This is a genomic window from Dietzia sp. DQ12-76, from assembly GCF_014145045.1.
Lineage (GTDB): Bacteria > Actinomycetota > Actinomycetes > Mycobacteriales > Mycobacteriaceae > Dietzia.
Genome location: NZ_JAALDV010000419.1, coordinates 1 through 1062 on the forward strand (window position 1 = coordinate 1; position 1062 = coordinate 1062).

The window sequence follows — 1062 nt, forward strand, 5'->3', positions numbered from 1 at the left end:
GTCGCGCGGACCTGCTGCTCGTGCGCGCGAGCGGGCTCGACGACGTGATCGCCGACGCCCCCGTGGACCGGATCGTGCTGCGCGCGGGCCGCGTCGTGTCCGCGAGGGCGTCCGTCGTCGTCGACCCCTTCCACCCCCCGAACCACTCTCCCGACCTCCAGGAGCTGCCATGACGACCCCAGCCCGCCCCGCCCTGCGACCGGGTGCCGAGATCCTCGGGTTCTCCGACGTCGGCGTCACCTACCCCAACGGCACGCGCGCGCTCGAGGGCGTGGATCTGCGCGTGGGGGCGGGCGAGTTCGTCAGCGTGGTGGGGCCCTCGGGCTGCGGCAAATCCACGCTCCTCGGCCTGGCCTCGGGGCTCGCGGAACACACCGACGGCTACATGCAGACCGGCACCGACCGGGTGGGGTACGTCTTCCAGGACGCCACGCTGTTGCCGTGGCGCACCGTCGCGCAGAACGTCGAGATGCTGGCCGAGCTCGACGGGATCGGCAAGACCGAGCGGCGTCGGCGGGCGCAGGAGGCGATCGACCTCGTGGGGCTGTCCGGTTTCGAGCGGTCCCTGCCGCGCGAGCTGTCCGGCGGCATGAAGATGCGGGTGTCGCTGGCGCGGTCGCTCACGCTCGAGCCGGAACTGTTCCTGTTCGACGAGCCGTTCGGCGCGCTCGACGAGATCACGCGGCAACGACTCGGCGACGAACTCCTGGGGTTGTTCGCCGCCAAGCGCTTCGCGGGCCTCTTCATCACGCACTCGGTGTCGGAGGCGGTGTATCTGTCCACCCGCGTCGTGGTGATGTCCGGCCGACCCGGTCGCATCATCCACTCCGTCGAGGTTCCCTTCGACGTCCCCCGCGACCCCGAGGTCCGCTACTCGGCTGACTACATCAACCTCGTCGGCGAGGTTTCCCAGGCACTCGAGGAGGCACACTGATGGACAACACGACCACTGCCTCGCAGGCTCTCCGGGCGGGTCGCGCCACGCCCGGGTCGATCGCACCAGGCGAGGAGCCGGGTCCCCACGACGGCTCCGGGTCCGGGGGTCCGGGGTCGCGGTCGGCG

At 71.5% G+C, this 1062-nt stretch carries 1 protein-coding gene; it reads left to right on the forward strand.

Going from position 1 to position 1062, the window contains the following annotated elements; genetic code table 11:
• Window positions 1–169: 169 nt before the first annotated feature.
• Complete coding sequence (locus G6019_RS13770; RefSeq protein ID WP_107757200.1) at window positions 170–934, forward strand: ABC transporter ATP-binding protein; 765 nt, start codon at window positions 170–172, stop codon at window positions 932–934.
• The last annotated feature ends 128 nt before the right edge of the window (window positions 935–1062 follow it).